At 35.3% G+C, this 1,016-nt stretch carries 1 protein-coding gene and 2 pseudogenes; 1 reads left to right on the top strand and 2 read right to left on the bottom strand.

Features of this window, described 5'->3' with window-relative positions; genetic code table 11:
• Nucleotides 1-49: 49 nt before the first annotated feature.
• A complete protein-coding gene (locus AC1DTM_RS28410; protein ID WP_002128513.1) occupies nucleotides 50-631 on the bottom strand; it encodes a DUF6434 domain-containing protein in 582 nt (193 codons plus the stop codon).
• 59 nt (nucleotides 632-690) lie between these two features.
• On the opposite strand from AC1DTM_RS28410, the pseudogene AC1DTM_RS28405 reads away from it, so the two are divergent.
• Nucleotides 691-810: pseudogene (locus AC1DTM_RS28405) on the top strand (NUDIX hydrolase); the annotation flags it as partial.
• A 55-nt stretch (nucleotides 811-865) separates the two neighbouring features.
• Here the strand turns inward: AC1DTM_RS28405 and AC1DTM_RS28400 are convergent.
• Nucleotides 866-1,016, bottom strand: a pseudogene (locus AC1DTM_RS28400) (alanyl-tRNA editing protein); the annotation flags it as partial.

Raw genomic sequence — 1,016 nt, 5'->3', positions numbered from 1 at the left:
GGAAAAGGGCTTGCGCTATTATTTGAGAAAGTAGAAAACTAGAAAGGGACTAGTTTTCTACTTTTTGAGGAACATAAGCATTACTACCAGGTTTTGCTTTTATTTCATTCCAAGCAGCGATAGCATCAGCTTTTGATTTCCCTTTGTTATTTGGATCTTCGAAAAAGTCGCGAGTGAAACGATTGTATTCAAACTGCGCGCTGATAGTTGTTTTGTATGTAGGATCTTTTTTTCGTTCGTTTTCTTCATACCAAAACGTTATCGCGTCTTCATATGTTTTTCCAACATTCTCTTTAAAAAATTTTTGAAGAGCTACTGTAAAGCGGAAGTTTGCTCCGATTTTTTCTTTGAAAAAAGCACGGACATCTTCGCTACAGCGGTGATTGTTAGTAATAATCGTTTGAAGAGAAAGTTCTTTATAAGAGAGGGAAGCTTTACTCACCTTTTGACTAGAGCTGTTTTTTAATATTTTACCAGTATGTAAATAATGTGAGATACGCTCGGTTATTTCAATCTTAGAGCCACTAGCTGACAAACCATGCTCACGACAAAATGTTTGGAGTTCTGCTTTTAACCAATAAAAGTTTTGGAAATCTTCAAGTGATATAGACTTTGTTAAAGGTGGACGCATAGATGTAACAACTTCTTTCTTCCATAATTTTCTTTAATTATAAAACATATGTTCTTTTTGTGGAAGGGTTTATTTGTAAATTTAATAGAAAAAGGGGAGAGATTATGACGAATGTAATGTAAGTTCGGGTTACTGGAATTTTAATTGAAGACGAAAAGGTATTGCTAGTAAAACAAAAAGAGATGCCACCTAGTCAAAAAGCTTCACTAGATGACATCTTCCTCATAAAATAATCTACACTGCTGACTGTAAAGAAGAAACAAGCCGACTTAAAAACTCATCTCCACTCATAATTGCTTTCCCACCGCCGCGAGCACTCTTTTTATTCCCGCCGCCTTTTCCTTCAATTGTAGGAAGGGCATCTTTTAAAAGAGTATTCATATCG

The organism is Bacillus sp. P4_D3, assembly GCF_056401855.1.
The sequence above is the reverse complement of the archived record's forward strand: the minus strand, read 5'-3'. Positions and strand labels throughout refer to the sequence as shown.

What these genes read in the sequence shown, in the direction of transcription:
- AC1DTM_RS28410 (WP_002128513.1), bottom strand. Translation starts at nt 631, where the DNA reads ATGCGTCCACCTTTAACAAAGTCTATATCACTTGAAGATTTCCAAAAC.